Origin of the sequence: Rhizobium sp. Root708 (assembly GCF_001429725.1) — a bacterium.
Taxonomy (GTDB): domain Bacteria; phylum Pseudomonadota; class Alphaproteobacteria; order Rhizobiales; family Rhizobiaceae; genus Rhizobium.
In genome coordinates this window covers 87,956-110,893 of record NZ_LMHV01000008.1, presented here as the reverse complement: position 1 = coordinate 110,893, position 22,938 = coordinate 87,956, and the positions used below count along the sequence as shown (strand labels likewise).

Genomic DNA, 22,938 nt, shown 5'->3' with positions numbered 1-22,938 from the left:
CTGGGCGCCCGTGACCCTCGCGGGCGTCCTATTCATCAAGGTTTGAATATGACAGGGCGGGCGTTCTGGAACGTCGGACGGCCGCGCCGGCATCCCCAGAGTGGACGTGCGTTCTCCCTGATGGCGTCCTCGGGCGTACGGCAGTCGAGAAGGATAATGTCGGCGCTCTGACCCTGCCGGATACCATGTGGCTTGCCCATCAGCTGGGCGGCTGACGACCCGATCATATCGAAAACGAGCCGCAGGTCGGCTGCGCGTGAGATCTGCAAAACATTGGCGTAAAGATTAGCCATTCGGACCAACGATGCGTCGCCATAAGGCGTGAAGGGGTTCAGAATGTTGTTGCTGGCGATCGAGGTGACGACGCCGTGATGGGCAAGGACGTGCGCCGGTGCCACGCCGCGCGGGACCAGCCGGTCATGATCTCTGCCGTTCAGAAAAAGGTCCGTCGACGGCAGGACCGTGACCGCGATGCCGGCTTCCGCCAGCCGCTCAGCCAGCGCAACCACGCCGTCGGGAGCAAGCGCGGATATGCTCGTCATATGCCCAAGCGAGACACGCCCCTGCCAACCACGAGCTATCGTTTCCTCCACGACGGCCGAGAGATTGCTTCTCTCGGGATAAAGGTCGAAGTCGAGATGAAAGTCCGCGGCGACGTCGTGCTTCTCCGCGAGATCGAAGATCATCGCGATGTGCCCACGCGGATCGCGATCGATGTATGGCGCCCCTCCAACGAGGTCGGCGCCATTGGATAGAGCATGATCGATCATCGACAGCGTCTCCGGCTCGTTCGTCAGGCCGTCCTGAGCAAAAGCGCAAATCTCGATATCGATCGCAAAGGCATAGTCCCGGCGGATGCGCTTGATGGCCTCAAAGGACCGCAGCTCGGCACGCGGGTCGATTTCAACGAATGTCCGCATTCGCATCGTGCCGTTGGTGATCGCCTTCTTGACGACTTCAGCGGCGCGATCATAGACATCCCGCTCCGAAAAGGCCGCCTTCGCCCGGGCCGTTTCCTGCACGGCTTCCGCCAGCGTGCCGTGACAGATCGTGCAGCGACCGAGAATGCCGGCCTTATCAAGGTGAATGTGGCTTTCGACCAGCCCGCCGCAGGCGAGTGCTCCCTGCGCGTCCACGGTCTCGACAGTGTCACAGCGAAGGTTCGTCTCGACGGCGGCAATCGTGCCTTCACGGATCGCAATGTCGAAAAGCCGATCGCTGCCGTCGAGACGGGCGTTGCGGATCAGCAGGTCAATGCCGTGCTCGTTCATTCAGATGCCGATTGCTCCACCGTCGCTTCGTGGGTCATGCGCGCCATCGATCATGCCATCGGCGCGGATGCGGATGACGCCGGCTTGGCCAGCCAGTTGACTGAGCACATCAATCATCGCCACTTCATGACCGAGCGAGGTAAGGGCAGCAGCAACGTCCTCTCCCACGTTCTTCTCGATCTTCAGGCTGTCCCGACTGTCGGAGAACGTTCGTCCGAGCAGGAAACGCGGATGCGACAATGCTTCGAGCGGGCCGAAATCGTGGTCTAGCAGCAGGCTCAGCAGCAATGCCAACGTTTGCGGTTGGCCATCGGCGCCCTGTGTGCCGTAGAGGAGATGCGGACGCCCGTCCTTGAGCGCGATGCCGGGGTTCAGCGTATAAAACGGCCGCTTGCCGGCTTGCAGGCAATTCGGGCTCATCGGGTCAAGGCTGAAGGCGGCACCCCGGTTCTGCCAAAGGATGCCGGTGTCACCGACAACGACGCCACTACCCCAGTCATAGTAGATGCTCTGCAACATCGCCACGCTGCGGCCCTCGCGGTCCGTTGCCGCCAGGAAGGCGGTGTCGGCGCGCGAGAGCGGTTGCGGCCAGGCCAGTGCACGTCGGGGGTCGATGGCGCCTGCCTTCTCGCCGAGACGAGCGGCCGAAAGCAATGCTGCAACATCGATCTGCATCGAAGCGGGGTCTGCAATGGCTGGCCGGTCCATGAAAGCTTGTTTTACCGCTTCGACCACGTGGTGATAAAAATCGGCACTGCGTGGATCGAATTTATTTATCCCGACGCGTGCAAGGATGCCCATGATGGAGAGGGTGGTAACGCCCTGCGTCGGTGGCGGTGGCGCGAATAGCGTCACGTCTCGATAATCGAGGGCGACGGGCTGCTCGACCTGCGTGGCGGTGTCCGCCAGATCTTCAAGCGTCAGCGGGGATCCAACGGCTGCGAACCCGGCGGCAAGACGTCGTGCGAGATCTCCGTCGTAAAATGTACGTGCACCCTGATCGGCTATGTCACGGAGCGTGCGGGCGAGATTTGGTTGACGTTGTATCCCTTGGCCGACGAAAGCCTCCGCAAAACCGGGCCAACTGTCGCGTTCTCCGTTGCGGAACCGATGCCAGAACGCCTGCGAAGGACTGACCGGGAACCCTTCATCAGCGAGAATGATCGCGTCTTCCAACAGCGCTGCGAGGCTTCCCTGACCTTGCCAGTTCTGTGCCGAGTAGTTCAGCACCTGTTGCCAACTGTCGACGAGGCATGCCGTCGTCAGCGTCGATTGCGGGCCGCGTGTCGGGATCGACGCTACGTCGCCGGTGGCAGCTCGCGCCGCCTGCCCGATTCCAAGGAAGGCCTTCGTGTTGCCGGAGCGATCAGCAACCAGCCAGACAGCGTCCCCGCCGAGGCCGCAAAAGTGCGGATAGACGACGCTCAACGCAGCGCCGGCCGCGACGATTGCTTCAATAGCGTTACCGCCGGCCTCAAGCACCTTGGCGCCGGCGCGCGCCGAGAGCCAATGTGGGGAGGTAACCATGCCCGCCCCCGCGATTGCCGCGGAGGACGGGGTTTGCGTGCTAGCGTCCATCATTGTCTGATAACGGCTGCGTTCTCAGCGACCAGCCGCCCCCCCTTGAACACCTTGCGAGGCTTCGGAACGGCAACAACGGCTTCCGGAACATGCACGGCCTGGAGCGTGACGAAATCCGCCTTAGCCCCAACGGCTATGCCATATCCTTCCAGCCGAAGCGCGCGGGCACCCGAATAGGTCACAGTATCGAAAGCGGCTTCCAGTTCGTCATCGGTGTAGAAGCCCGAGCGATATCCGATCATCATCGCACGCCCGAGCATGTCGCCATCTCCATATGGCCACCAGGAATCGCGAATGTTGTCGCTTCCGCTGAAGACGGTAACGCCGGCGTTGCGCAGCAGCGCGACCGGCGGAAAATTGTGGTTTCCGGGTGCATTGGTCATGATTGCGACGCCACTTTTGGCAATCAGTTCCGCGGCCTTGCGTGCCTGGTCCGGCGCCAGGTCGCCGAGACCGTAGGCGTGGCTGATCGCAACGTGCCCGGCCATCCCAAGCGCCTTTGTTCGACGGCAGATCTCCTCGATCGTGAAAAGACCGAGCGTGCCGGCGTCATGCAGATGGATGTCGATATCGACCCCATGTTTTTCGGCCACGCCGAAGACCACATCGAGGTGTGCGGAAGCGTCGCGATCGAAACTCGCCGGATCAAGTCCGCCGACAAGATCAGCCCCGAGCTTGATCGCTTCGTCCAACAGTTCCGGTGTGCCCGGACTTTTCAGGATGCCGCTTTGCGGAAAGGCAACGAGCTGAATGTCGATCAGATCGCGGTACTCCTCGCGAACCGCAAGAATCGTCTCAAGCGATTTCAGTCCAACGGAGCCATCCACCATCACGTGGCTGCGCATCTGCGTCGAACCGTTTGCAATGCATAGATCGAGTTGATTGCGCGCACGCACGGCCATTGGCGCGGACCGGGCCATGTTCTCGGCCTGAAATGCCGCGCGCTCATGCACGTCAAAGCCATTGGTACAGGGCTTGTGCGGTATCCAGGCGTCACCATAGAAGCTGGTGTCGAGGTGGATGTGCCCCTCGACGAAACCCGGCACGATGAGCGCCTTGTCGAGATCGACCGCCTGGCCTAATGCGGTGGCGGAGCCGGCCGGGACGATCGCGGTAAAACTTCCTTCCGTGACAACCAGATCGACGTGCGATCCGTCGGCGAGTCTTGCGTTGGTGAAAATTGTCTCGCGGGTCATCTCTTTTCCTTCATTGCGTCGCACTGCTGGGAACGACGACGCATACCGCTGCCATATGCAAGCTCGATTGCGGTTGACGCATCGTTGCGCACGGCAAGCGGTTCTGGTTTCAGCATTGCAAGATGGATGCCAAACGCCGCTGTCGCCGAGATTGCGCGATCGGATGGCCGTAAACGGCCCTTTTGCGCGAACAAGGCACGCTTGGACGCTCATCGTTGCAAGACGAGGAGATAGATCATGTCTACAAGATAGGCAATATTATGTATACAAGATGCAAAAAGCGGCAGTTAGTTGCTGCCGCCACCATATCGGGAGAGGACCGTCGCTAGATCAGGCGCGTCCTTGCCCTTGTCGTCCAGCAACGCCCTCGCTTCAACCGAGGCCAAGTGCTCGTCCATCAATCCTTCGGCGCGCGTGATATCTCCATCTCGCAATGCGAAAACAAGATTGGAGTGCTCGCTGATGGCACAGGCGCTGGAATGCGGCCTGCCGTAGAGTGAGAGGATCAGGGAGCAGCGGGACACTAGTTCCAGCAAATAGCGTTCCAGCAAACTATTGCCGGCGAGCGCTGCCAATTTGAGATGGAACTCACCCGCGAGCCGCATCGATAGCCTGATGTCGCCGGTTGCCTGCGCGCGTTCTTCCTCCTGGATATGGCTGCGCAAGGCGTTCTCAATGCTGGGAGACCATCTGGAGGTTACGGTCTTGATGACCTCACGCTCGAGGGCGCGTCGGACCGCGAACACCTCGCGGGCTTCGTCCAGGCTCGGCTGTGCCACGGTTGCCGTGCGCTTGTGAAATGTATCTACCAAACCCTGCGCCTGAAGTTTAGCGAGAACGGCTCGCACAAGGGTGCGGCTCATGGCAAAGTGCCGCCCGATCTCGTCTTCCGGGAGCTTTGTGCCAGCCTTCAGCGCCTGTTCGATGATGGCACGTCGAAGTGCGAGATAGGCGGCTTCGACGCGGTCGGAATTTGAGGACATGTCATTGCCTGCTTCGGGTATACGTCAGTTTGTGTTTCTGCATACCATGAAGCGGCATGGCGGCCCAGATGTCGCGCCTGGTCTGAACCCGGCAGTTATCTCTGTTCGAGCTTGCTCAGGCTGGACGATGCCACGGCGAGAACGATGATCGTGCCGACGAGAATTTCACGCACGTAGGAATCGACGCTCATCTGGGTGAGGCCGTTATCGAGCACACCGAGAATGAGTACCCCGAAAAACGTCGCAAGCACGCGCGGCTCACCCTCTTCACTCATCGTCATGCCCAGGAACACGGCGGCAATTGCCGAGAGCATCAGGCCGCTGCCCTGTGTCGGATTGGCTGACGCGACACGGCTGGCATACATCAGGCCGGCTGCCGCCGCCCCGAGCCCGGTCAGCCCAAAAGCCGAGAAGCGGAGGAAGCGGACTCTCACTCCCGCCAACCGGGCAGCTTCGGTGTTGCCGCCGATCGCGTACAGCCGGCGACCGTAGACCGTGTGCTCGAGGAGAAGCCACACGACGAGCAAAACGATCAGCGCGAGAAATGTCAGATAGGGCAGAGAAACCCATTGCTCACCGGCGGGAAACAGCGGAATCCCGCTGCGGGCAAAGCCGCTGAAACTTGACGGAATATCGGTGCCGAAGATGGTTTTGCCGCCGCTGATCAGGAATGCGAAGCCGGAGAATATCGTAAGCGTTCCCAAGGTCGCGACAAAGGGGAGAATGCCGACGTAGCTGACAAGCGCACCATTGATCAGGCCACCGAGCACGCCGACGCCGAGGGCCAGGATGATAGCGGCCGGCACCGGTACGCCGGCCTTGAAGGCAAGCGCCGCGACGATCCCGGAAAGACTGGCCATCGAGCCGACAGACAGATCGAAGTCACCCATCGCCATCACGATCGTCATGGTGAAGGCGGTAACGGCAAGCATGGAAACCTGCTGCGATATGTTCAGCCAGTTGCGCGCCGTCATGAACGTATCGGGGATGTTTATCCAGAAGAACAGGATGACGGCGATGATGCCGATCAGGGTTCCATATCTGCGAATAGTGCGGATCACTTTAATGTCCTCGGGAAAATCAGGCGGGTTCGCCGAACGAGAGCGCCAGCAATCTCGTCTGGGTGAGGCCATCGGTTGGCACGATGGCGACTTGGCGTCCTTCGCGCATGACAAGAATGCGATCGGTCATCCCGATCAGTTCCGACAAGTCGGAGGAAGCGAGCAGAATGCCAACGCCGCTCGCAGCGAGTTCTCTGACGAGCGTGTGAATATCGAATTTTGCCGCGACGTCGACGCCGCGTGTCGGTTCGTCCAACAGGAGGACACGCGGGGCGCCGAGAATGGCGCGCGCCAGCACGACCTTTTGCTGGTTGCCACCGGAAAGCTGGAAGACGGGCTGCTTGGCGCCAGTGGACTTGAGTTTCACGCGTGAGGCAATATCGGCGGATTTCTTGAGTTCGGCGCGGCGGTTGCGCAGGATGCCTGCCCGGCTAAGCGTTCTGAGATGGGCAAGAACCGTATTGTCGGCTACTGAGCCTCGCGGCAGCAGACCTTCACGCCGCCGTTCACGCGGGACATAGGCAATTCCATCTGCCCAGCGCGTGGCTGGCGTGCCGCCCGCAAGAGGCCGGCCGTCAAGTTCGATGCCGCCGCCGGTGCGCTTGTCCGCTCCGATCACAAGGCGCAGGATGTCGCTCTGGCCGGCGCCCGACAGACCGGTGATGCCGAGAATCTCGCCGGCATGCAGGTCAAACGAGATATCGTGAGCAGACGACGAACTCGCGGCAGCAAGGCGTAACGCGGTACCCGATGTCGCGGTGGCTTGGCGCGGGGGATAGGCGTCGGCGATCTGGCGGCCCGTCATCATCTCGATCATCTCGGCCTTGGAGATGCCGGAGATGGCACGGGTGGCCACGGTTTCTCCATCGCGCAACACGCTCACCCTGTCGGCGATTCGCATCACTTCGTCCATCCTGTGGGAGACATAGACGATGCTGCGTCCTCTTGCCGTCAGTCCGGCAATGACTTTGAACAGTCGTTCAGACTCCTCGCTAGTGAGCGCTGCGGTCGGCTCGTCCATGACGTAAACTCGCGCGGCTTCACCATCCTCGTCCAGGAAGGCCGCAGCGATCTTGACCAGTATCTGGTCGCCGAGCGAGAGACGCGCCATCTTTCGATTGGGAACGATGTGGCCGATATCCAATGCGTCGAGGGCCTTGGATGCTTGCCTGTTGAGTTCTCGCCAGTCGGCAAAAATGCCGAACCTGCGGGGATACGGCCTGCCCAGGAAAAGGTTCTCGGCGACCGACAGCTCGGGAATGACGCTCAATTCTTGATGGATGAAGCGAAGCCCGAGACGGCGTGATTGGGAGGGATGCTCGATCGAGACCTCTGCGCCATCCACAAAAATCGCGCCGCCGTCGGGCCTTGTCGCGCCGGCTAGGATGCGGATCAGTGTGGATTTGCCCGCGCCGTTCTCACCCATCAACGCATGGACCTCGCCACGGGCAATGGCGAGGGATCCGTCCTTCAAAGCAGGGACACCCGCATAGCTCTTGGAAAGCTTGCGGGTCTCGAGAACTGGAGCGTTCATTCCTTGGCGTTTGCCGAGGTAACGAGCTTCGTCGGTACGTAGATCACGCTCTGCTTGATCTTTTCGCCGGCCAAGTGGCGCTTCACCGCGTCTGCGGTGGCGCGGCCGATGCCCTTGAAATCCTGAGCCATCGAGGCTTCGAAATTGCTTCCCTTGGCGATCGCGTCGCGGGCCTGCGGGTTTGCGTCGATACCGGTGATCACGATGCCTTCATCCTGGCGACCGGCTGCTTCGATTGCCTGCAATGCACCGAGAGCAGGCTGGTCCCAAGCGGCCCATACCGCCGAGATCGATCCCTTTTCGGGATGGGCTGTCAGGATGGCTTCCATCTTGGCGCGCGAGTCGGCGATGCCGCCGTCCGAGACGTCAGGCGTCACGCGCTCGACGACCTTGATGTCAGGATTGTTCTTGAAGATCGTGTCCGCGATCACGCCGCGCGCCTGAACCGGCGGAAAGGCGTCGAAAACGAACATCACGACGTTGCCCTTGCCATTGATACGGTTCGCCGTGTAGGCGGCGGTATCGGCGGCCATCGCGTAACCGTTCGAGGTAACGTTCGTCACCAAAAGCGGGCTGGCTCCAGCGTCCATCCCGAAGACCGGTATTCCATCAGACTTGGCGGTTTCAAGGCCGGCGGCAACCTGCGCCGGATCGACGTTGATGACGATCGCGTCAACCTTCTGCGTGCTCACATCCTCGATGCGGCTGATCGCTGCGGCGACATCGCCTTTCGTGTCGATGACGTTCACGTCCCAACCGTTGGCCTTCGCTTCTTCCTGGAACGCCTCGACGTAAAACTGCGTGCCCGGTTGAGAGAGATAAGGCGTGATCACGGCGATCTTGCCAGCCGCGTTGGCTGCGTCAGCCATGAAGAGTGCAGCAAGAGCTCCCGCCACAGCACCGATTTTCGAAATGGAAGTCATCCAGGTCCCCGCCCATATCTTTTGATTTCTCTAATAGGTGCGGGACGTTAGCCGAGCTCGATGTTCATTTCAATAGAGTGACACAGTCGGCTTGTCGCAGATTGTCATCGACATCTTGCGCAGCTAAGGATGGGCCATTTCAGACGGTGCGGACGGAGACAGTTGTGAGCGGGCCAATGCTGATCGGTATCGACGTGGGAACGACGGCCGTAAAGGCTGCGCGCTTCGACATGCGTGGCAATGTCGAACGCAGCTACGCCAGGCATTACCCAACAAGGCGCCAGGCGCCCCACGCCGTCGAACAGGACCCCGACGACTGGATGGTGCACGTCCAGGCAGCGTTGCAGGAATTGAGCGACGGGCTTGCGCCCGGACAATTGCAGGCGATCGGTCTGTGTTCCCACGTCAATAGCCACGTGTTCGTCGCCGCTGACGGCGAGGTGCTGATGCCTGCAATCATCTGGCAGGATGGTCGTTGTGCCGAGGTGGCAGCTGAACTCGATGCGCAGGTCACCGAGCAGGACAAGATCAAGTGGTGGGGAGCACCGCTGCCTGTTGACGCCAGCCATGTCCTTTCGCGGATGGAATGGGTGAAACGCTACCGCCCCGACGTTTGGCAAAAAACCCGCTGGGTGATGTCGCCAAAGGATTACTGCATCCTGCAGCTGACCGGAAAAGCTGTCGCCGACCCGATGACGTCTTTCGGCGTCGTTGATCGGGATCTGCGATACATCGATAGCCTGATTGGCCTCGTTGACGGAGCAGCCGAACGTCTGGCGCCGATCTCCGCGTTCACATCGATCGCTGGACGCATCAAGCCGGGGATGCCGGCCTCGGGTACCCCGATGGCCGTTGCGACCATGGATGCGTGGTCCGGATTGTTTGGATGCGGCGCGATCCGGGAGGGGGACGGCTTCTATCTCAGCGGGACCAGCGAGGTCCTCGGCATCATTTCAGGGGAAAGGAACCCGGAGCCGGGTGTCATTGCCTTTCCTCGCTGCGAAGCGATAACGCTCCATGCCGCGCCGACCCAGGCCGGTGGCGCATCCATGGCATGGCTTTCAACCTTGCTCGGACGATCGCCAACCGAACTCTCGGCTTTGGCGGCGCAGGTGGACAGGCACCAGATGATGCCGGTGTTTCTTCCGCACTTGCAGGGCGAACGGGCGCCCGTATGGAATATCCACGCGCGCGCGTCCTTCTCCGGTATAGATTCGGCCATGGGACCGGCGGAGTTCACTGTTTCCATGATGGAGGGGGTAGCATTTTCGGTGCGAATGGCGCTCGACAGTCTGCAGCGATCGGCGGGTGTCGTGCCTCAGATTCTGAGTTCTGCGGGCGGTGGCATGGGATCGGATGTCTGGTGCCAGATCCGGGCGGATGTTCTCGGGAAACCCCTGCATCGACGCAAGAATCTGGATGCCGGTGTCCTAGGCGCCGCGGTCCTTGCCGGCGCCGCTGCCTCGGTGTTTCCGTCGTTGGCCGATGCAGCCGCTCAACTTGTCGTGACCGAACGCACATTCGAGCCGAACCCGTCGCTCGCTGAGCGCTATGCCTACGGCTACGAAAAGTATCGCGAACTTTACCGCCAGCTTGAAGCGTTCAACCGCGATCTGGTCTTGCGATCGCAGTAGCAAGGGCCGATCGCCATCAGCTAGTTTGTGCGTGCGAAGGTTCGCGACGCTTTAGGAGCGCTGCACGGATCAAGTCCGCCTTGCTTGGCGCGGCGATGACCACGGAGGCCCCGGCCGACTCCGGCGCTTCCTTGCCCTCCCGCTTCAGGAGCGTCAGGAAACTCTCCTGCGCGGCGAGGCGATCCTGGTCCGAAATTTCCCCGACGGGCCGTCCATCGACGTCGTGGCGCATCGCATCGGGCTGGGCGCTGGCAAGATAATAGCGCTTGGAATGCAGGTAGCTGCCCATCGCTTTCCGCAGGATTGTGGTGCCCATGCCCGGCTTCAGCAACGGCCGTATCTCGTGCCAGATTCCGACAGCAAGTGGACGAACCGGGTCGCCCGGTGCCTTGGGCAGGATCTCAAGCGGACTGACGAGCAGCGCATTGATCGCATCTGCGCGTCGGACATCGATGTCGCCGGCCGCGATCGGCCCACGGCTGTTTGTCCAGAGTTTTGCCATTACAATCTCCTTGGGAGGGATTTGTTTATCGTCGTTTTATGAAGCGATTTTGACGACATCGTGTGCTGTTCCAATGGCTGCGAGAGCAGAGTGCTATAAGGCGAAGATCAAAACATGGGGATGACAGGCAGGCGTTGCCACAATCAATCTGCCGATCATGTATGCTGTGGTCATCGCAGACCAGCAAGAGACTCGCATGGCAGGCATGAGTTCGGCGCCGCAGCTCGATATGTTCGAAGCCGCGAATGAGGTATCCCTGAAGGTCAATCGGGCCGCTCGAGGTCGTCAGGAGCGGGCCGGTAGCTTGAGCGAGGACGAGATGGTTCGTCACCTCGAGAAGACGGGCCAGTTTCGCATTCTCAGAAAGCTTGTACCGCGCACCATCGCGCCGGTCAGAAGGCCGGAGTTCCCACGGGTTGGCGTGATCGTCGATACGGAGACGACCGGCCTTAGTCATCGGCAGGATCAGGTCATCGAGATCGGTGCTGTCAGCTTCACTTATGACGACGCCGGCCGCATCGGCGATGTCATCGGCCTTTACGGTGGGCTGCAGCAGCCGGACAGTTCTATTCCTCCTGAGATAACCCGCCTGACCGGAATTTCCGATACGATGGTCGAGGGGCAGGCGATCGACCTCGATCTTCTCGATCAGCTGATTGAACCGGCCGATCTCGTCATCGCGCACAATGCACGCTTTGATCGTCCGTTCTGCGAAGCGCTTTCACCCATCTTCAAAGACAAGCCTTGGGCATGCTCTGTATCGGAGATCGACTGGAGCGGACGAAGCTTCGAAGGCACGAAGCTTGGCTATCTGATTGGGCAGGCGGGCTATTTCCATGACGGGCATCGTGCGGTTGACGACTGTTTTGCCTTGCTCGCCGTTCTCGATACACAGGACGGCGAAGAGGAACTTCCCTTTGCGGAACTTTACCAGACCAGTCAGCGATCGCGCGCCCGAGTCTTTGCCGAACACAGCCCCTTCGAGATGAAGGATAACCTCAAGGCGAGAGGTTATCGCTGGTCGGACGGCAGCGATGGTCGCCCGAAGTCGTGGTGGATCGAGGTAGACGAGGAAAGCCTCGCCGACGAGCTCGACTATCTGAGGTCCGAGATCTATCGATGGCACGAGGCTGATCCGCCGGTGAAGCGCCTCACCGCCTTCGACCGCTTCCGGGCGTAAAGCGGTTCACCTGCTACTTCGTGAGCCTGATTTTACGGCCATCAGCGATCGCGCGGATATTCAGATAGTTCTCCACCTGAGGCTTGCTGGCCGTCAGGGGAATATGCCTCGTTTCGGTTATGGCGAGAACGGCGCATCCCGCGGCTTCTCCGGCCGAGATCCCGACATCGGCGTCCTCGAATACCAGGCAACGCGCCGGGCTCACGGACAGCAACTTCGTTGCCGCGAGATAGCAGTCCGGTGCGGGCTTCCCGACTGAAATGTCTTCCGCTGAAATCATCAGGTGCGGGTTCGGCAGGCCTGCTGCTGCAATCCGTCGAAGCGCCAGCGCTTTGGGAGCGGAGGTCACGACCGCCCAGCGCTCCGGAGGAAGCTGCGAAAGAAACTCCCGCGCGCCCGGAATGGGAACGACGCCGTCCACGTCGACGATCTCCATCGCCGTTATCTCTGCCCCTTCCGCGTCCGGATCAATACCCGGCAGGTTTAGGTCCCGGACCGTGTCGTTTGCTCTGCGGCCGTGATAATTCGGCGTCGGGATACCGTGCTTTTGGGCCCAGTTGCCCCAGACGCGCTCCGAAGGAGCGGCGGAATTCAGGATGGTGCCGTCCATGTCGAACAGAAACGCTTCGAACGACGTCGCAAAAAGCCCGTCCATTTGTCCTCGCATGATTTGGTTTGAGCTTCGTTTGGCATTGTCCCGCGGCTTATGCAACCGCGCTGCCTGAAGCGCTGGAAGCGTCAGCCGCCCCCAGTGGAATTACATGGATCACCCTCACGCGCTCACGAACAGAGGCGCAATCTGGATGACCGTGTTTGCCGAGCTACCGGTGTCGATGATCTCGAAGACTGCATCGAGCATGCCTTGCACATCCTGCCGCACCATCTCGATGTCGCCGCCGAGCAGCGCCGCGAAGGGGTCCCAGTCGAAGCAGCCGATGACGGGCGTGCGGTTGTCGTAGTGATGCGACGTCTTGATCCAGCGCATGACGCCTTCCAGCGAGATGGTGGAGTTGACGAACATGCCTCGCGGCAGCTCTCTTTCCGAGGCGGCGAGGGCGGCGAGCGAACTCTCGGCTTTCTCCGGGGCATAACCGCAGGCGAGGATGTGACGCTCGTCGACCGCGATTCCGAGATCTTCGTGAGCCGCACGAAATCCACGTACACGCTCCAGCGTATTGTGATCGCTCCCGCGTCCACCGACGAAAAGCAGCGGCGAGGTTGAACCAAACTTGCGCTGGTAGCTCAACAGCACGCGCCGCGTCAGTTCGCGGGAGCCACCAAAATTATCGGATATGACGGAGACGGCTTTAGCGCCCGGCAGGTCGAGATTGAGGCTGTGTGCTCCGGCCGCGTTGCAGATGTCGGTGATACGATCGGGGTCGGTGGCACCGGTCGAGATTAGCCATTCCACCTGATAGGAGAGCATGGTTCTCGCAGCCTCGACTTCCAGTTCCGGATCGCGGCGTGTGCAGGTAATGATTGGAAACAGGCCGCGCGAACGTGCCATGTTCTCGAAGGTCTCGACGATCGAGCCAAAATAGCGGTTATCGTACTTCGGCACGATCATCCCGATGATCTTCGATCTGTCGCGCCGCAGCAGGCTGGCCTGCATGTTCAGCGCATAGCCCTGTTCTTCCGCAATTTTCGTGATCTTGTCAGCCAACTGGACGCTGATACGGCGCTTTTTCCAGTTGCCGTTCAGAACCGCGCTGACGGCGCTGGCGGATGTGCCGGCCAACTCCGCCAGATCGTAGATCGTCGTCTTTTTTGTCTGCCTGTCCTGATTCACGAATTTCTCCTTATTGCACCAGCTTGACATCAATCGAGAGAAGTGACAATTGTTGCTTCATCGATTGAGCAATGTTGCGCAATCGATGAAGTTGGTTGACCGTGGAGGGTCGACCGGGGAGGCATCCAGGTGCAGGCCACGAATCGACCATGCTGCTTACCCGGCATCGGAAGAGGTCTGTGTGCGCATCGCCGACGAAAGGCGGGCGCGGACTTGGGCATAAACCGGAGAGCATCTCTCAGCACGGGTTTGCGCTCACTAAGGAGGAGACAATGAGAATTCATTCCATGCTTTTGCTGTCGGCTGCCGCGGCGGCCATGTTTGCGGGATCGGCCCTTGCCGACGACGCTGCGACGGTCGCGTTCCTGATGCCCGACCAGGCCTCGACGCGCTATGAGCAGCACGATTATCCGGGCTTCAAGGCGGAGATGGCGAAGCTGTGCGCCGGCTGCACCGTGATTTACCAGAACGCCAATGCCGACGCGGCTCTACAGCAGCAACAGTTCAACTCGGTCATCGCACAGGGCGCCAAGGTGATCGTGCTCGATCCAGTCGACTCCGCAGCTGCCGCTGGTCTGGTGGAGATCGCCCATTCGCAGGACGTGAAGGTCGTCGCTTACGACCGCCCGATCCCCGACAAGGCCGCCGACTACTACGTTTCCTTCGATAACGAAGGTATCGGCTACGCCATTGCCAAGTCTCTCGTCGATCATCTGAAGGCTGGCGGCGTTGCCGAAGGGGCCGGCGTCCTCGAGGTCAACGGTTCTCCAACCGATGCCGCAGCGGGTCTGATCCGCGACGGGATCCATCGTGGGTTGAAGGATTCCGGCTACAAGACGCTTGCCGAATTCGACACTCCTGAATGGGCACCGCCGAAAGCACAGGAATGGGCTGCCGGGCAGATCACGCGATTTGGCGCCGATATCAAGGGCGTCGTTGCGGCGAACGACGGTACGGGTGGCGGCGTTATCGCGGCGTTCAAGGCTGCCGGCGTGAAGCCGGTGCCGCCGGTGACCGGCAACGACGCGACGATCGCAGCACTTCAGCTGGTCATCTCCGGGGACCAGTACAACACGATTTCGAAGCCTTCGGAAATCGTGGCTGCGGCAGCCGCCAAGGTTGCGGTCCAGCTGGCCAAGGGCGAAACGCCAGCACCGAAGACCACGCTCTACAATACGCCCTCGGAACTGTTCGTCCCGGCCGTCGTGACGGCCGAGAACATCAAGGCTGAAATCTTCGACAAGAAGATCCAGACGCCGGAGGAAATCTGCACCGGCGAATACGCCGACGGTTGCAAGAAACTCGGCATTACCAAGTAATACCTCCCAAGGTACTGGGCCGGAACCATCCCGGCCCGGTACACCCTCACTGCTCAGAAGAGTGCAAAGCCATGGTAAGAGAACAAAGTTCACTTCCGGAGAAAGGTAGCCCGATCCTCCGGCTGCGGCATGTTTCGAAAAATTTCGGCGCTGTCTCGGCGCTCACCGATATCGAGCTAGACGTTCACGCTGGTGAAGTCGTGGCTCTCGTGGGCGACAACGGAGCTGGGAAATCCACGCTCGTGAAGGTTCTTGCTGGCGTCCATCAGCCAAGCTCCGGATCCATCGAATTCTGCGGGCAAGAAGTTTCACTCGACAATCCAAGCCGTGCGCTCGAACTCGGAATCGCGACGGTGTTTCAGGACCTGGCGCTTTGCGAGAACCTCGACGTCGTCGCCAATCTGTTTCTTGGTCATGAGATGTCGCCATGGAACCTCGACGAGGTCGCCATGGAGGTGCGGGCATGGACACTGCTGAGGGAGCTTGCGGCGCGCATTCCTTCCGTGCGCGAGCCTATCGCTTCCCTTTCGGGCGGCCAGCGGCAGACCGTCGCGATCGCCCGGTCGCTTCTGCTTGACCCGAAGATCATCATGCTCGACGAGCCAACGGCAGCCCTTGGCGTCGCCCAGACGGCTGAGGTCCTCAACCTTATCGAGCGCGTTCGAGAGCGAGGCCTGGGCGTCATCATCATCAGTCACAACATGGAGGACGTGCGCGCCGTTGCCGACCGCGTCGTCGTCCTGCGGCTGGGGCGCAACAATGGCGTCTTCAGTCCTGATGCATCGAACCAGGAACTTGTGGCCGCGATCACCGGCGCGACGGAGAACTCGGTTTCCCGTCGTCTTGATCGCAAATCGAACCAGAACAACGAGATAGGCGGGAGACCCGCATGAGCCAGAAAATGCCCAAGGATTTGCCGAGCCAGGCGAAGGCTGGCCAGACGCTCGACCGAAGCGATGAGCGCGTCAAGCACAATGACAGTATCGGCGGCGTGGTCAGCGCCTTCGCGGATCGCGTTCGTGCCGGTGACCTCGGCATGCTGCCGGTTGCCGTCGGACTGGTCGTTATTTCGACGGTCTTCAGCGTTCTAAATCCGATCTTTCTTGCCCCGAACAATCTCGTCAACCTGCTCTTCGATTGCGCCACTGTCGGCATCATATCGCTGGGGATCGTGTGTGTTCTGCTTCTGGGCGAGATCGATCTTTCGGTAGGCTCGATGAGCGGTCTGGCATCGGCCATGGTCGGGGTGCTGTGGGTGAACTCCGGTTTGCCGATTGCCGTTGCTATTGTTGCCGCTCTGGCAACCGGTGCGGTCGTTGGCGCGCTCTACGCGGCCCTTTACAATCGTCTCGGCATGCCGAGCTTCGTTGCAACGCTGGCCGGCCTCCTGGCTTTGCTCGGTCTGCAGCTTTACATCCTCGGCCCGACCGGCAGCATCAACCTCCCCTATGCGTCGCCGCTCGTGCGCTTCGGCCAGATCATGGTCATGCCCGATTGGCTTTCCTATGTGTTCGCGCTGCTGCCCGGTCTGCTGATGATCACCGTCGGTGCCGTCGTTGCGCGCCGGCGCAAGGCAGTCAACCTGTCCTCGCAGCCGCTCGGCCTTCTCACCGCGAAAGCCGCAGTCCTCACCCTCGCGCTTGAGTTTGCGGCCTACTACCTCAATCTCGGCCGCGGCGTGCCGTGGATGTTCGGTCTCTTTGTCGCGCTCGCCGTTGTTCTCAACTACGCGCTGACCCGGACAAAGTGGGGCCGCTCCATGTTCGCAGTCGGCGGAAACCGCGAGGCGGCTCGCCGTTCCGGCATCAATGTCCGTCGGATCTACATGAGCGCTTTCGTTCTCTGCTCTACGCTGGCAACGCTCGGTGGCATTCTCTCAGCCTCACGGCTTGCCTCGTCCAGCCAGCAGGCAGGCACGGGAGACGTGAACCTCAACGCCATCGCAGCAGCCGTCATCGGCGGAACCAGCCTTTTCGGTGGCCGGGGAAGTGCATACTCCGCACTGCTCGGCATCATCGTCATCCAGGCTATTTCCAACGGCCTGACGCTCTTAAATCTCAGCTCGTCCCTGCGCTACATGATCACCGGTGCTGTTCTTGCGATCGCGGTTATCGTCGACTCGCTGGCCCGCCGCTCTCGCGTCAGCCACGGCCGCGCCTGAAAAACGAACTGGAGAATTACTCATGGCAGACATCATGAAGGGCAAGGTTGCCGCGATAACCGGCGCCGCATCGGGCATCGGTCTGGAGTGCGCCCGCACTCTGATCGCCGAGGGCGCGACGGTGGTTCTGATCGATCGTGCGAAGGACAGGCTCGAGGCGCTCTGCAACGAACTTGGCGAACGCGCCAAACCGCTGGTCGTTGATCTGCTCAACGGTGCGGAAGTCTCCGGCATGCTGCCGTCGATACTGGAGCTGGCGGGTCGCCTGGACATCTTCCACGCGAACGCAGGCGCCTACATCGGCGGCGCTGTAGCGGAAGGCGATCCCGACGCGTGGGATCGGATGCTGAACCTCAACATCAATGCCGCGTTCCGCTCCGTTCATGCGGTTCTCCCGCATATGATCGCGCATAAGACCGGTGACATCCTCTTCACGAGTTCGATCGCCGGTGTTGTTCCAGTGGTGTGGGAGCCGATCTATACGGCCTCGAAGTTTGCGGTGCAGGCATTCGTGCATTCTACCCGCCGCCAGGTCGCCCAGCACGGCGTGCGCGTCGGCGCGGTTCTTCCCGGACCGGTCGTAACGGCGCTGCTCGACGATTGGCCGAAAGCGAAGATGGAAGAAGCACTTGCCAATGGCAGCCTGATGCAGCCAAAGGAAGTCGCGGAAGCGGTTCTGTTCATGTTGTCACGTCCGCGAAACGTGACGATTCGCGATCTGGTGATCCTTCCAAACAGCGTCGATCTCTGATCGGCGCTCTGGCTTAAAGTACCTCTGAAGACCGGAATCTATAAGGCCACGATCATGACCAACGCTCAGAACACGGCGGCGGCTGCCGCGCCACGCTATGTCATCGGTGTCGATGTCGGAACCGGCAGCGCGCGGGCCGGTTTGTTTGATCTGGACGGCCGTATGCTTGCAGCGGCCAAGCAGGACATCGATTTGTTCCGCGAGGCTGGTGCCATGGTCGAGCAATCGAGCGCGCAGATCTGGGATGCCGTCTGCACGACCGTACGAAGCGTTGTCGAGACGGCAGCAGTCGATCCCGCAAACGTGGTTGGATTGGGGTTCGATGCGACGTGTTCGCTTGTTGTCCTCGGAGATGGGGGGCGTCCGCTGCCGGTCGGGCCGTCCGATGATCCCAGCCGCGACATCATCGTCTGGATGGATCATCGCGCCGTCCCTCAGGCGGAGCGAATAAACGAACTCGGTCATGACGTGCTCCGCTATGTCGGCGGGCGGATCTCACCTGAGATGGAGACGCCAAAGCTGCTCTGGCTCAAGGAGAACAGGCCCTACGTCTTCGATGCCGCGTGGCAGTTCTTCGACCTTGCCGATTTCCTGACCTGGCGGGCAACGGGTGACCTCAGCCGCTCTACGTGCACGGTCACCTGCAAGTGGACCTATGTTGCCCACGAGCGGCGATGGGATCCGAGCTACTTCGCCAAGATCGGTCTCGGCGAACTGGCCGATGAAGGGTTCAGCCGGATTGGTACCAATATCGCCGATCCAGGGACGCCCTTGGGCAACGGATTGACCGAGGCGGCAGCGCAAGCGATGGGCCTGACAGCCGGAACTGCGGTGGCGGCCGGAATGATAGACGCCCACGCCGGCGGTGTCGGTACCGTTGGGATCGGCGGCAAGCCGCAGGATAATCTTGCCTATGTTTTCGGAACGTCGTCCTGCACGATGACCTCCACGGACGAACCTGTCTTCGTGCCGGGCGTATGGGGACCGTACTACTCCGCGATGGTGCCGGGCATGTGGCTGAACGAAGGAGGCCAGAGCGCAGCAGGGGCCGCGATCGACCAGTTGCTCTCCTTCCATCCCGCGGCGGCGGACGCGGCAGCCAAGGCAAGCCAACTGAAGATTCCTTTGCCGGTTCTGATTGCCGATGCCGCCATGTCGGGATCGGATGGCGCGTCAGCTGTCGTGCGGCTCGCCACCGGCCTCCATGTCGTCCCGGAATTTCTAGGCAATCGGTCGCCGTTTGCGGATCCGAACGCACGCGCGGTCATCGCCGGGCTCGATATGGAGCGCGATTTCGACAGCCTGGTTGCACTCTACATCGCCGGACTTTGCGGCATCGGCTACGGCCTGCGCCAGATCATCGATACACAGGCGGCCAATGGCGCTGACATCCAGCAGGTCGTCATCAGTGGCGGTGCGGGCCAACATCATCTGGTGCGCCAGATTCTGGCTGATGCGTGCGGCAAGCCCGTTGTTGGAACAGCAAGTGAGGAACCGGTGCTTCTTGGATCGGCTATTCTTGGAGCCGTCGCAGCTGGTGCGTTTCAGCATATCCCTGCTGCAATGCAAAGTCTGAGTGCGGAGGCACAGAGATATGAGCCTGCCCCGGAAACCGCGGCACTGCATGCCGACCGCTATCAGGCCTTCAAGGATCTGCAACTAGTGGCTCGTCGCATACGCGACATCTGACGGTTGCTGTTCTTCGCAGGACCTACGAGCGACTGCAATTATACTTCAGTTTTGGCTTGAAGCCTCTCCCTTGGCGTGTATCTTGGTGCCAAGGGGACATCTATGCTCGTAAACATCGAAAGACTTGATCGAGCTCTCGATACCGTGCTGGAAGCGGCAGTCGACACAAGCTTGTGGCCTAAGATCATCGAGGATGTAAGGCAGGCAACGTCGGCTTTCGGCGTCAACATTCTTCCGATGACCGGAATATTTCCGGGCGGAATGATTTCAACCGAGAGCCTCGGCCCAGCGCTTGAGGGCTATTTTGACGGTGGTTGGAACCATAACGAGTGGCGGGTGCGCGGGTTGCCGAGGCTTCGTCGAAGCGGATCCGTTCTCGAGCAGACATACTCGTCGCGCGAGGATTTTGCGAACCGGGACTATTATCGTGCTCAGTCAAAATACGGCATCGGTCGAACCTGCATCGTGGATTTTGGCGTTGATGACAACATCCTGTGCTTCACCCTGCACCGCCGTCTCGACGAGGAACCGTTTGGTGAGGCCGAGGAGAAAGTCTTTCAGGCTATGCGCGAGCGTCTGACGGCTGCCAACCGCATAATGCAGGCGTTGGAATGCTCACGGATCGACGGCATGGCCGACGCGTTTGAGATCGGCAGGATGCCCGCCATCTTCTTTGACCGGAAGGGAAAGGTCACCCGGGTGAACAGCGTTGCCCAAGCTTTGCTCGGCCCTGATCTCCAGATCAGCAATGGGCGCCTTGTGTGCCGATCGCCTGTTGAAACCGCTCGCCTTCAGCGGCGGATGGAGGCTGTGACGTCTGCACTATGGCTGTCGCGGCCGTCGGATCCGGTCGCGGTGACCCGGCAGGACAAACATCCGTTCGGGATCCGCGTGCAGCGCCTCGGCACCGGACTGGGCGACGTCTTCGCGGATACAGTTGGCGTTTGCCTGATCGAAGACTTCAATCAGGCGGGTGACCTCGATCAGCTTGCGCTGATGAGCAATTTCAAACTGACGAGCAGGCAGGCCGAAATCGCCCTGCTTTTGACCCATGGTCGCTCGTTGCAGTCCATTGCTGAGGAGAAAGGCATCTCGTACGAGACCGCCAAGACGCATCTTCGTGCGATTTTTGACCGAACGGGAACCCGGCGGCAGAGCGAGCTTGTGGCGCTGCTGTCCCGTCGCCGCTTCTGAAAGATGCGATCGGAGGAGATGGGTCAGTCGTCATCGCCCGCCGGAACGACGATTCCGGAATATAGGACGGGAATACCGCTGCGATCGCTGAAGCTGCGCCCGAAGCATACCACCGCAGCATAGATGCCGTTCTTCTGCTGGGCGCGATAGGATTCCTGTAGCGGCAACTGCGACAGGATCGTGTCACGAATAACCTTCGCAAGCCGAGGCCGATCATCCGGGTGAACGCGTTCCAGATAATCTTCTACCGGTAGCCCATGGGCTGTTTCCTTGGCGCTCAGCCCAAAGAGCGTTGCCAGGGCGGAATCGCCGTAAACGAGGTTCTTGCTGAGATCCCAAGCGAATATCCCAGCCTCAACCGGAGAGATGGAAAGTATTTCCGCCATGAAGTTTGAGCGATCCGCAATGAAATCACTCCTCCCAATAGAAAAATTCTTCCGTTAATTTAGTAGTGCTTGTTTTAGAGACTTCAAGAGTATTATTTCGGTACTCGTTCGCTTCGGTGTTATTCACTGTCTGATTTCCCCAGATTGAGGATGCGCGGCCGAGTACCGGCAGTCATGTCAATGCATTGGCTACCGATGCGGATGCCGAAACGAAACCAATCGTTCAGAAAATATCGGAAACGCGCCTTAGCTTGTCGAGCACTCGTAGAGAAGGCTGTCCGACTCTCGGTCGACACCCGCGAGGCTCACTTCGTAGCCCCAGAGATGGCGGATGTGCCTGAGCGTCTCGTCGCGGCTTGCCTCGTCCAGCAGGATTCCGTCGGACACGGTGTGCTTCAGCCGCAATTGGCGATCGCCGAGCAAGTCGACGTCAACGACCTGGATATCTGGTTGGCGGCCGCCGACATCATAGCTGCGGGCGAGTGCCTTGCGCACGGCGGCATAGCCTCTCTCGTCGTGGATGGAAGAGACCTCGCAATACTTGTCCGTTGCGACATCCGACAGCAGGAACAGCCGGAACTTGCGAATGAGGTTGGGGCTCAAATACTGCAGCACGAAAGACTCGTCGCGATGGTTGGCCCAGGCGTCGAGGAGGGTTTCGCGCCAGTCACCGTTGCCGGCGAAGGAGGGGAACCATTCCTTGTCCTCCGACGTCGGGTTCATGCAAATCCGTTCGATGTCCTGCATCATCGCAAAACCGAGTGCGTAAGGATTGATACCGGGAAAGCGCGGATCGTCGAAATCGGGTTGGAAGACAACGTTCGAGTGGCTCTTGAGCAGTTCCAGCATGTTGCCTTCGCTCAGTCTGCCTTGGTCGAACAACCTGTTGATGATGGTGTAGTGCACGAAGGTAGCGCAGCCCTCGTTCATCACCTTGGTCTGCCGCTGGGGATAGAAATATTGCGCAATGACGCGCACGATGCGCAGAATTTCGCGCTGCCATGGCTCGAGGATCAGGCTATGCTTCTCGATGAAATAGAGGAGGTTCTCTTCCGGAAGGTTCAGCACTTTCTTGCGCTCGGAAGCGTTGCGCTCGTCCTCTTCCGCATCCCTGCTTTCGGAGGAAAGCGGCAGTGTTCTCCAGAGATCGCTGTAAGTCTGCTCTTCGTATTCCAGGCGCTCTCGGGCCCTTTCCCGGACCTTCTCCGACGATAATCTCGGTGGACGTCGGTACCGGAAAACTCCGTGATCCATCAGGGCATGGGCAGAATCAAGTATGGCTTCGACCGCTTCGGTGCCGTGCCGCTCCTCGCACTTGGCAATGTACTTCTTGGCGAAGTCCATATAGCCGAGGATCGCGCCGGCATCGGTCCATTGGCGGAACAGATAATTGTTTTTGAAGAAGTGGTTATGGCCGAAGGAGGCATGGGCGGTGACCAGCGCCTGCATCGCCATCGTATTCTCTTCCATCAGGTAGGTGATGCAGGGATTGGAATTGATAACCAGCTCATAGGCCAGCCCGCGTTGACCTCTCCGATAGAGGTTGTCCTCGAATATGAACCTCTTTCCGAAGGACCAGTGCTGGTACATCAGCGGCATGCCGACGGAGGAATAGGCGTCGAGCATCTGTTCGGATGAGATGATTTCCAGCTGGTTCGGATAGACGTCGAGCCCCATTTCGTCGAGAGCAACCGTTTCGATCGCGTCATAGGCTCGCGAAAGCGTGCTGAAATTCCAGTCCGATCCGGTGAACAGCAGGGATGAGGTCGCGCGTTTCGCCATAT

General features: G+C 60.2%; 20 protein-coding genes. 8 read left to right on the top strand and 12 right to left on the bottom strand.

Translation table 11 applies throughout. The features are described from left to right. Positions 1-35 precede the first annotated feature (35 nt). The 7 genes from ASE04_RS08625 to ASE04_RS08590 form a co-directional block, all read right to left on the bottom strand. A complete protein-coding gene (locus tag ASE04_RS08625; RefSeq protein ID WP_056815090.1) occupies positions 36-1,271 on the bottom strand; it encodes an amidohydrolase family protein in 1,236 nt (411 codons plus the stop codon). After that, positions 1,272-2,798 (bottom strand): gamma-glutamyltransferase family protein, encoded by a 1,527-nt coding sequence (locus ASE04_RS08620; protein WP_244490365.1) that lies wholly within the window; start codon positions 2,796-2,798, stop codon positions 1,272-1,274. It abuts the gene before it with no gap. 50 nt (positions 2,799-2,848) lie between these two features. Next, positions 2,849-4,048: an amidohydrolase family protein gene (locus ASE04_RS08615; RefSeq protein WP_056815085.1), complete on the bottom strand. Its 1,200-nt coding sequence runs from the start codon at positions 4,046-4,048 to the stop codon at positions 2,849-2,851. Between the two features lie 287 nt (positions 4,049-4,335). Then, positions 4,336-5,031 carry a GntR family transcriptional regulator gene (locus ASE04_RS08605; RefSeq protein WP_056815080.1) on the bottom strand — a complete coding sequence of 232 codons (696 nt, stop codon included), beginning with the start codon at positions 5,029-5,031 and terminating at the stop codon, positions 4,336-4,338. Between the two features lie 95 nt (positions 5,032-5,126). Beyond that, positions 5,127-6,092, bottom strand: a complete 966-nt coding sequence (locus ASE04_RS08600; protein WP_056815076.1) for an ABC transporter permease — start codon at positions 6,090-6,092, stop codon at positions 5,127-5,129. 19 nt (positions 6,093-6,111) lie between these two features. Next, positions 6,112-7,626: a sugar ABC transporter ATP-binding protein gene (locus tag ASE04_RS08595; RefSeq protein WP_056815073.1), complete on the bottom strand. Its 1,515-nt coding sequence runs from the start codon at positions 7,624-7,626 to the stop codon at positions 6,112-6,114. After that, a complete protein-coding gene (locus ASE04_RS08590; protein ID WP_156408735.1) occupies positions 7,623-8,549 on the bottom strand; it encodes a substrate-binding domain-containing protein in 927 nt (308 codons plus the stop codon). Before ASE04_RS08590 ends, ASE04_RS08595 begins: the two co-directional genes overlap by 4 nt. Before the next feature lie 164 nt (positions 8,550-8,713). On the opposite strand from ASE04_RS08590, the gene ASE04_RS08585 reads away from it, so the two are divergent. After that, on the top strand, positions 8,714-10,183 hold the full coding sequence (locus ASE04_RS08585; protein ID WP_156408734.1) for a xylulokinase: 1,470 nt from the start codon (positions 8,714-8,716) through the stop codon (positions 10,181-10,183). Between the two features lie 16 nt (positions 10,184-10,199). Here the strand turns inward: ASE04_RS08585 and ASE04_RS08580 are convergent, their stop codons facing one another. Beyond that, the gene (locus ASE04_RS08580) at positions 10,200-10,685 is read right to left on the bottom strand and encodes a ProQ/FINO family protein (protein WP_056815065.1); all 486 of its coding nucleotides are present in this window, start codon (positions 10,683-10,685) and stop codon (positions 10,200-10,202) included. Positions 10,686-10,881: 196 nt separating this feature from the next. Here ASE04_RS08580 and ASE04_RS08575 point away from each other — a divergent pair, with 196 nt between their 5' ends. Next, a complete protein-coding gene (locus tag ASE04_RS08575; protein ID WP_244490364.1) occupies positions 10,882-11,865 on the top strand; it encodes a 3'-5' exonuclease in 984 nt (327 codons plus the stop codon). A gap of 13 nt (positions 11,866-11,878) precedes the next feature. On the opposite strand, the gene ASE04_RS08570 is transcribed toward ASE04_RS08575, so the two are convergent. After that, positions 11,879-12,520 carry an HAD-IA family hydrolase gene (locus ASE04_RS08570; protein WP_156408733.1) on the bottom strand — a complete coding sequence of 214 codons (642 nt, stop codon included), beginning with the start codon at positions 12,518-12,520 and terminating at the stop codon, positions 11,879-11,881. Between the two features lie 117 nt (positions 12,521-12,637). Next, positions 12,638-13,654: a LacI family DNA-binding transcriptional regulator gene (locus tag ASE04_RS08565; RefSeq protein WP_056815059.1), complete on the bottom strand. Its 1,017-nt coding sequence runs from the start codon at positions 13,652-13,654 to the stop codon at positions 12,638-12,640. 272 nt (positions 13,655-13,926) lie between these two features. On the opposite strand from ASE04_RS08565, the gene ASE04_RS08560 reads away from it, so the two are divergent. The 6 genes from ASE04_RS08560 (at position 13,927) to ASE04_RS08535 (ending at position 20,768) form a co-directional block, all read left to right on the top strand. Then, positions 13,927-14,973, top strand: a complete 1,047-nt coding sequence (locus ASE04_RS08560) for an ABC transporter substrate-binding protein (protein ID WP_056815056.1) — start codon at positions 13,927-13,929, stop codon at positions 14,971-14,973. Between the two features lie 71 nt (positions 14,974-15,044). Then, the gene (locus ASE04_RS08555) at positions 15,045-15,866 is read left to right on the top strand and encodes an ATP-binding cassette domain-containing protein (protein ID WP_056815053.1); all 822 of its coding nucleotides are present in this window, start codon (positions 15,045-15,047) and stop codon (positions 15,864-15,866) included. Then, positions 15,863-17,134, top strand: a complete 1,272-nt coding sequence (locus tag ASE04_RS08550; RefSeq protein ID WP_056815051.1) for a sugar ABC transporter permease — start codon at positions 15,863-15,865, stop codon at positions 17,132-17,134. The genes ASE04_RS08555 and ASE04_RS08550 overlap by 4 nt, the downstream gene beginning before the upstream one ends. Before the next feature lie 22 nt (positions 17,135-17,156). Further along, on the top strand, positions 17,157-17,885 hold the full coding sequence (locus ASE04_RS08545) for an SDR family oxidoreductase (RefSeq protein WP_056815049.1): 729 nt from the start codon (positions 17,157-17,159) through the stop codon (positions 17,883-17,885). 54 nt (positions 17,886-17,939) lie between these two features. Then, positions 17,940-19,574, top strand: a complete 1,635-nt coding sequence (locus ASE04_RS08540) for an FGGY-family carbohydrate kinase (protein WP_056815037.1) — start codon at positions 17,940-17,942, stop codon at positions 19,572-19,574. A gap of 102 nt (positions 19,575-19,676) precedes the next feature. After that, positions 19,677-20,768 (top strand): helix-turn-helix transcriptional regulator, encoded by a 1,092-nt coding sequence (locus tag ASE04_RS08535; RefSeq protein WP_056815035.1) that lies wholly within the window; start codon positions 19,677-19,679, stop codon positions 20,766-20,768. A 23-nt stretch (positions 20,769-20,791) separates the two neighbouring features. On the opposite strand, the gene ASE04_RS08530 is transcribed toward ASE04_RS08535, so the two are convergent. Then, entirely contained in the window at positions 20,792-21,154 is a 363-nt protein-coding gene (locus ASE04_RS08530) for a PAS domain-containing protein (protein WP_056815032.1), read from the bottom strand. A 246-nt stretch (positions 21,155-21,400) separates the two neighbouring features. After that, entirely contained in the window at positions 21,401-22,936 is a 1,536-nt protein-coding gene (locus ASE04_RS08525) for a SpoVR family protein (protein WP_056815029.1), read from the bottom strand. Between the last annotated feature and the right edge of the window lie 2 nt (positions 22,937-22,938).